At 69.9% G+C, this 7,176-nt stretch carries 5 protein-coding genes; 3 read left to right on the top strand and 2 right to left on the bottom strand.

What is annotated here, in order from left to right; genetic code table 11:
- Positions 1-97: 97 nt before the first annotated feature.
- The 3 genes from ACFWM7_RS31845 (at position 98) to ACFWM7_RS31835 (ending at position 2,793) form a co-directional block, all read left to right on the top strand.
- Positions 98-664, top strand: a complete 567-nt coding sequence (locus tag ACFWM7_RS31845) for a hypothetical protein (protein WP_383267293.1) — start codon at positions 98-100, stop codon at positions 662-664.
- 1 nt (position 665) lies between these two features.
- On the top strand, positions 666-1,400 hold the full coding sequence (locus ACFWM7_RS31840; protein ID WP_383267291.1) for a class F sortase: 735 nt from the start codon (positions 666-668) through the stop codon (positions 1,398-1,400).
- A 346-nt stretch (positions 1,401-1,746) separates the two neighbouring features.
- Positions 1,747-2,793, top strand: a complete 1,047-nt coding sequence (locus ACFWM7_RS31835; protein ID WP_383267295.1) for a glycoside hydrolase family 6 protein — start codon at positions 1,747-1,749, stop codon at positions 2,791-2,793.
- A gap of 76 nt (positions 2,794-2,869) precedes the next feature.
- Here ACFWM7_RS31835 and ACFWM7_RS31830 read toward each other — a convergent pair whose 3' ends face one another.
- Both ACFWM7_RS31830 and ACFWM7_RS31825 read right to left on the bottom strand, forming a co-directional pair.
- A complete protein-coding gene (locus ACFWM7_RS31830; protein WP_383267288.1) occupies positions 2,870-4,807 on the bottom strand; it encodes a galactose oxidase-like domain-containing protein in 1,938 nt (645 codons plus the stop codon).
- Complete coding sequence (locus tag ACFWM7_RS31825; RefSeq protein ID WP_383267285.1) at positions 4,804-6,729, bottom strand: glycosyltransferase family 2 protein; 1,926 nt, start codon at positions 6,727-6,729, stop codon at positions 4,804-4,806. Before ACFWM7_RS31825 ends, ACFWM7_RS31830 begins: the two co-directional genes overlap by 4 nt.
- Between the last annotated feature and the right edge of the window lie 447 nt (positions 6,730-7,176).

The following is a 7,176-nucleotide window of genomic DNA, read 5'->3' as shown; positions in this document are numbered from 1 at the left end:
GCCCGCGGGCGGGGCCCGGGCCCGGCCGGCGCCCCCGGGGGGCCGGGCGCCGGGGGGCCGCCGCCCCAGCCGTGAACCTTCCCGTAGGAGGTTCACGATGCGTTCCATTCCCCTCACGTTCTGTGCCGCAGCGGCGGCCGCGCTCATAGCCGTGCCCGCACCCGCCGCGCTGGCATCCCCGGCCGCCCCGGCCGGCGAAGACGACCGGGGCACCGGTACCGTCTCGATCACCCCGTCCACGATCGCCCCGGGCGGGCAGGTGGAACTCTGGGTCGACGTCTGCGGCAAGGGCCGCCGGGCCAAGGGCAACTCCGACGCCTTCGCCTCGGTCGCCCACTTCCGCCCCGCCGACGACAAGGGCCTCTTCGCCGAGGCCCGCATCCGGTCCGACGCCGAACCCCGCTCCTACGACGTCTGGGTGACGTGCGAGGACAGCGGCTCCAAGGCGACCGGCACGCTCACCGTCATCCACCACAACCGGCCCTCGCCCGCCGCTCCCGTCAAGGCGGGCGGCGGAGGCACCGCCACCCTCGCCGAACGGTCCACCGAGGCCGAGGGCCCCGGCACCCGGCACGCGGTGATCGGGCTGGTGCTCGCCGCCGTCGCGGCCGTCGCCGTCGCCTTGCGCAGCTCGCGCCGGCGTGGCGACGCGGCCGGTAGCTGAGATGAGCGCCCCGGACCGCCCGGCAGGCAACGGGCGACTGCTCACCGGAGTGACCTGGGCCGTGCTGCTGCTCGGCCTGTGGCTCTGGGGCAAGGAGGCCGGCGGCGGGCTCGGCGGTCTGTCGGGCCCCACCACCGGCGACGTGGCCGCGGTCGGCCGCCCCTTCGGGGCCTCGCTGCCCCCGGCGCACGACCCGCTCGACGGGTCGGCCCCCGAACGCGTCGAGGTCCCCTCCGTGGGAATCGAGGCCCCCGTCGTCGCGCGCGGCCTCGACGGGGACGGGGCCATCGACCCGCCCCCGTACGGCATGCCGAAGACCGCCGGCTGGTACGGCGACGGCACGCAGCCCGGGGCGAAGGGCACGGCTCTGTTCGTCGGCCATGTCGACACCGACACCAAGCCCGCGGTCTTCTACGGGCTCAGCGCGGTGAAGCCGGGCGCCCGGATCGAGGTCGCCCGGAGCGACGGCAGCGTCGCGGAGTTCACCGTGGACGACGTCCAGCTCGTCACCCGGACACGCTTCGACGCGCAGAAGGCGTACGGGCCCCGCGAGGAAGGCAGGGCCGAGCTGCGGCTGATCACCTGCGGCGGGACGTACGACCAGAAGACCCGCTCCTACTCGGCGAACGTGGTCGTCTCCGCCTACCTCACCGGGGCGCGGGACGCGCGGGGCGCGACAGGGAACGCCGGGGACGGCGGGGAGCGCGCCCAGGCGGTGGCCCACGGCCGCGGCTGACGCCGCACCACGAGGGAACACGTTCAACCCGGCCCGGCAGGCCGCCTCTCACGGGGCGCGCCCGCCGGGCCGGTCCTCGACCGCGTGCGCCCGGCCGCGGGAGTCGCCCGGCGCGGTACGGGAGGTCGGTGCGTTGGGGGGAGGGCCCCGGTCCTCGCCACTGTAGGGGGACCGGCCGCGCGGATGACCGGCTTTCGAACAGGATGTCCGGAACCGGTGCCCCGGTGTGCGCGTTGTACGGGTGCAAGCGTGGACGCCCGGCCGCTGTGCCAGGATGGATCGGACCGGCAGCACATCGGTGCAACCAATGACGAACAGTGCAGGCAGTGCACCCAAGGGGGAGTGGATGTACGGCAGTTACACCGGCCGGTCCCGGACGCGCAGGCGCGCGGCGGGCCTGCGGACGACCGGTACGGCGGCGGCGATCGGGGCGGCCCTGCTGCTGGCGGGATGCTCCGGCGACGGGGACGGCGGCGACAAGGACAGCGCGCCGACCGTCGAGCAGCAGCCCAAGGACAAGGACCCGTACTGGGTCAACCCCGACGGCAACGCGGCCCGGCAGGTCGCCGCGTACAGCAAGGATGGCGACGAGAAGAACGCCGAGCTGATCCGGAAGATCGCGCAGCAGCCGGTCGGCGAGTGGATCACCCCGGACAATCCGGAGTCCCAGGTGCGGGGCGTCACCGAGGCGGCCGCCGCAGCCGACCGGGACGCCCTGCTGGTCCTCTACAACATCCCGCACCGCGACTGCGGCCAGTTCTCCAAGGGCGGCGCCTCCGACGGCAACGCGTACCGCACCTGGCTGGACGGCGTCGCCAAGGGCATCGGGGACCGCAGCGCCACCGTGATCCTGGAGCCGGACGCCCTGCTCCACCTGGTCGACGGCTGCACGCCCCAGGAGTTCCACGAGGAGCGCTACGACCTCCTCAAGGGCGCCATCCAGCGGCTGAAGCAGCAGCCCGCCACCAAGGTCTACCTGGACGCGGGCAACGCCGGCTGGCAGTCCCCCGACGCGCTGTTCCAGCCGCTCCAGCGGGCCGGGATCGCCGAGGCGGACGGCTTCTCGCTCAACGTCTCCAACTTCCAGACGACGGCCGTCTCCACCGAGTTCGGCAAGAAGCTGTCGGAGAAGATCGGCAACAAGCCCTTCGTCATCGACACCAGCCGCAACGGCAACGGTCCCTACGACGGCGGCGACCCCGCCGAGAACTGGTGCAATCCGCCCGGCCGCGCGCTGGGCGAGGCCCCGACCACGCAGACCGGCGACGAGCGGGTCGACGCCTATCTGTGGATCAAGCGTCCCGGCGAGTCCGACGGCGACTGCAAGGGCGGCCCGAAGGCCGGCGACTGGTGGCCGGAGTACGCGCTCGGCCTGGCCGGCGCCACGAAGTAGCGGACAGAGGCCGCATCCGGGAAGAGCAGGTCTTCCCGGATGCAGCCTCCGCCGTGCGCGTACGCGGTACGTGCCCCTACTCGGGCACCTCCACCCACATGCCCTCGGACGGGGTGCCCTGGTCGTCGGTGACGAACAGCATGTACCAACCGGCCGGCACGAGCGCCGGGTTGTCCGGCACCGTGACGGTGATCCCGTCCTTCGACTTCTTCATCTCCAGCGCGATGGTGCGCTGGTCGGTGTCGGTGACATGGGTGACCGCCGAGGGCCGCATCAGCTTCGCCGAGGTGATCTTCGAGGCGTGCTGCGTGGTGAACAGCCCCGTGGAGCCGCGCTCGATCTTCTCGGGCCCGGCCGTCAGCTCCGGCCGGGAGTCCCGGTAGAGGTAGGGCGGGGTGTAGATCTCGATGCGCTGCTCGAAGACGCCGGGCCGGGTGTTGGCCTTGTCCGAGAACAGCGAGTCCGACCCGAAGATCATGACCCGGCCGTCCGGCAGCAGCACCGAACCCGAGTGGTAGTTCCGGCCGACCGCCGGGTCCGCGACCTTTTTGTACGTGTCCGTCTTCGCGTCGTACAGCCGGGCCTGGAGCACGTCCGAGCCGCCGCGGCCCCGGTAGTCGCTGGAGCCGCCGGTGACCAGCAGCGAGTCGTCGGGCAGCAGGGAGGCGCTGGGGTAGCGGGTGCCCTCGGAGAGGGAGGCACCGTCGGTGAACTGCGGGTTCTTCTTCTGGAGGTCGACCAGCCGGGACTTCTCGCTGGACTTCTCCGACTCGCCGACCCCGCCGCCGCCGATCACCATGAACTTCTCGTCCTGGGCCGGGGGCAGCCGGACGGTGGCGGAGGTCTCCATCTGGTCCGGGTCGCTGAGCCCGGGGATCTTCTTGAACTTGTTGGTCGACAGGTCCCAGACGCCCGGGTCACGGCCCACGTCCGCCGGACCGTATCCGGCGTTGGACCCGGAGTAGAACAGCTTGCCGTCATTCAGCAGGAAGACCGCCGGATAGGTGGGGAACTTCCGGACGATGCCGGTGTACTCCCACTCCTTGGTCGCCGGGTCGTAGATCTCGTCCTTGCCGGGGACGATCTGCCCGATCTCGTCCAGACCCGACAGGGCGAGGACCTTGCCGTCCTCCAGCGTCGTCAGGGTCGGGTACCAGCGGGCCTCGTTCATCGGGTCGACGGGTATGTACTTCTCCGCGACCGGGTCGAACTCGAAGGCCTCCTTGATCCCCTGGAAGTCCTTCTTGTCCAGGGCCAGCTTCTGCGCGATGCCGTAGACGTTGCGCGTGTCCGAGCCGGACAGGCCCGCCACCCGGTAGTTGTCCTCGGTGCCGGTCTCGTACTTCTTGCCGGTCTTCTGCGCCTCGACGTAGATCCTGCCGAGCCCGGGGTCGTTGCGCAGGAACGCGCCGGTCTGCTTGTCGAAGACCTTCTTGGCCTTCTCCACCAGGACCGGGTCCTTGGACAGATACGTCTTGCCGTTCTTCTTTCCGGTGAACCGGGTGCCCGCGGGAAGGGTGATCGGCTTGTCCGGGTTCTCGTTGTGGACGATCATCAGGCCGCCGGCCTTGGTGACGTCGCCCTGGAGCTTCTCGTAGCGCTTGGTGCCGCCGGCTATGAGGAGCTTGCCGTCGGGCAGCTGGGTGTGCCCGGCGCAGAACATGTCCTTGGGGGTGGGGATGTCCTTGAAGCCGTTCGTCTTCGGGTCGAACAGCACCGAGCGGAAGCTCTTCGCGTCGAAGTTCTTCTGGTCGTTCCCGGAGCCCGCGACGAGCAGCACCTTGCCGGTGTGCAGCAGCGCCGCGTGGATCGTGTTGATCCGGTGCTCGGAGGGGACGTCCAGGAAGTCCCAGTGGCCGTTGGCCGCCTTGTAATCCGGCTGGTTGATCTTGTACTCGTGATAGCGCTCGGTGCTGAAGCGGTACAGCCACGGCCCGTTCGCCCCCGCGAGCGCGAGAACCACCGCCGTACTGATCGCCAGGCGGCGGGTACGGCGGCTCGGACGGTACTTCATTTCTTACGTCCCCCAAGGGCGATCTGAGCGATCTGCATGGTCTGGTCGTTTCCGGGTGCTCCGGGCAGCGGCTGGGGCCTCGGCTCGGGGGCCGGTCCGCCGCTGCGGTGCGATCCTCCGCCGGTCCGGCGTTTCTTCTTCTCGGCGCGGATCGTGTACCGCCAGCCGATGATCGGCGCGGCGGTGATCAGCAGCGCCAGCGTGGCCCAGGTGACCATCGCGGGGTGGCTGTGTCCGAGAAAGAAGGAGGAGATCATCGAGGCGCCGAAGACGACGATGAAGAACAGATGGATACGGAAGGTGCCGAACAGGGTGTCCGGGCTGGACGAGTCGCCCTTGGGGGTCACCACGAACGAGCTCTTGCGGCGCAGCACCGCGTCCATCAGCGAGCGGGCGTAGATCGGCGCGGAGAGCGCGGACATCACCATGCCGGCCAGACCGCCGGAGCCCTCGGGCTCGTGCGGCGAGACGTTGTGGCGGCGGTTCCAGATGTACAGGCCGATCTGGAGCGCGGAGGCGTTGCCGTACAGCATCATCCAGATCGTCGGGTCGATCTGGACACCGGAGGCGCCCATGCCGAGGAAGAGCGCGCAGCTGAGGGCCGCGAGGATCCAGTTCAGCGCCGACATCGGATAGAAGATGATCATCATCGTGTAGTTGAAGAGCTTGCCGGGCGGCATGGTCCCGAAGCCCTTCCAGAACTGCCCGATGATCGTCTCGTACGTCCCCCTCGACCAGCGCAGCTGCTGGGTGAAGAAGTCCGTCCACGCGGTCGGGCCCTCGCCGACGGCCAGTACGTCCGGGGTGTAGACCGAGCGCCACTTCTTCCCCGTGGCGGGGTTGCGGTGGCGGTGGATCTCGAAGCCGGTGGCCATGTCCTCGGTGATCGAGTCGTACAGGCCGCCGATCTGCTTCAGTGCCGAGATGCGGACCGCGTTGCTCGTGCCGACGAACATGGGCGCGCCGTAGCGGTTGCCCGCGCGCTGGATGAGCGCGTGGAAGAGGAACTGCTGCGACTCGGCGGCCTTGGTGACGAAGGTGTCGTAGTTGCCGTAGACCTGCGGGCCGATGACGAAGCCGACGTCCGGGTCGCGGAAGTAGCCGAGCATCCGCTCCAGGTAGTTCGCCATCGGGATGTGGTCGGTGTCCACCGAGGCGAAGAAGTCGTAGTCGCCGCCGTGCGCGTCCAGCCAGGCGTTGTAGTTGCCGTGCTTGGTCTTGGCGCGGTGCGCGCCCTTGGCCTGGTTCCAGTGGGCGACGCCCTTGCGGGAGAAGTGGTGCACGCCGAGCCGGGCGCAGACCTCCTTGACCGCCGGGTCGTCGCCCTCGTCCAGCAGCCAGACGTGCATCAGACCGCGGTGGCGGATCCTGACGGCCGCCTCCAGGGTCTTCGTCACCATCTCCAGCGGTTCCTTGCCGGGGACGAAGGAGGTGAGGAAGGCGACCCGGGTGCCGGACTCCGGGACCACCGGTACCGGGTCGCGGGCGACCAGGGTGGCGTGCGCGTTGGAGAGGACGTTCATCGTGCGGAACAGCTCGATCAGACCGATCGAGACGAGCATGATCACGTCGAGAACGAGCAGGAGGTCGTTGTCCAGGTTCGGATCGCGGTCCGTCCAGTGGCTGGGCTGCATCAGCCAGGCGAACAGGCCGAGGGAGACGAGAGGAGCCGCGCCGAGCAGGAGCGCCGCGCGTACGCGGTGCGGCTCCTGCGATATGAGCGAGCGGTACTGGACCTTGTACGGCTTGCCCGCGGGGGGCTGCGTCAGCGGTCCGGCGAGCCGACTGTAGTGCTCGTAGTCGTAGCGCGGCAGCTCCTTCTTGGCACGCCGCCGCGCCGCGCCTGCCCTCGGCAGTATCCGGAGCTGCGTCGTCCGGGAAGCGTCGTTCTCCTGCCGGTCGCCTGGCGGCGTCGACGTCATGGGTACATCCCCCCGCACGCATGGTGGTGCGTGACTGTTCGGTCTCTCTCGTCGTGCGCGGTCGGCTCCGTTCTTCACCGGGCGCGCACACGGTGGCAAGCCACCGTCCCCACAGACATGGGTGGGCAGCCTTCCGGTTGCATGATGCCCCCTCGGTGTCCGCCCCCGAGCGGGGCCCCCACCCCGCGGCACGGATAACCGGAACGTCACGCTCTGCTGTGCCAACTGTATGGATCAGCAGCCCCCTTGGAGCCGACGGCCCCCAGACAGATTGTCCGACACCGAACGCGATCGCAAGGGTGAAACGAACTGTTTGCCGGTCATACGCACGATTTGAACCCAGGTTGTGGAGAGGGTGTGACGAAGCGCGGATGCGCGCTCGCGCCCCCTGGTGTCGTCGGATGCCGGGCGGGGAACGATCAAAGCCCCCTCACGGAACGTGAGGGG

Source organism: Streptomyces sp. NPDC058375 (genome assembly GCF_042723425.1).
In the GTDB taxonomy this organism is placed as follows: Bacteria; Actinomycetota; Actinomycetes; order Streptomycetales; family Streptomycetaceae; genus Streptomyces; species Streptomyces durocortorensis.
Note: the sequence above shows the minus strand (reverse complement) of the source record. Positions and strands in the feature narration are given on the sequence as shown.

Excerpts from the sequence above, each read along its gene's own strand:
- ACFWM7_RS31845 (WP_383267293.1), top strand. The coding sequence starts at position 98 with ATGCGTTCCATTCCCCTCACGTTCTGTGCCGCAGCGGCGGCCGCGCTC.
- ACFWM7_RS31840 (WP_383267291.1), top strand. The coding sequence starts at position 666 with ATGAGCGCCCCGGACCGCCCGGCAGGCAACGGGCGACTGCTCACCGGA.
- ACFWM7_RS31835 (WP_383267295.1), top strand. The coding sequence starts at position 1,747 with ATGTACGGCAGTTACACCGGCCGGTCCCGGACGCGCAGGCGCGCGGCG.
- ACFWM7_RS31830 (WP_383267288.1), bottom strand. The coding sequence starts at position 4,807 with ATGAAGTACCGTCCGAGCCGCCGTACCCGCCGCCTGGCGATCAGTACG.
- ACFWM7_RS31825 (WP_383267285.1), bottom strand. The coding sequence starts at position 6,729 with ATGACGTCGACGCCGCCAGGCGACCGGCAGGAGAACGACGCTTCCCGG.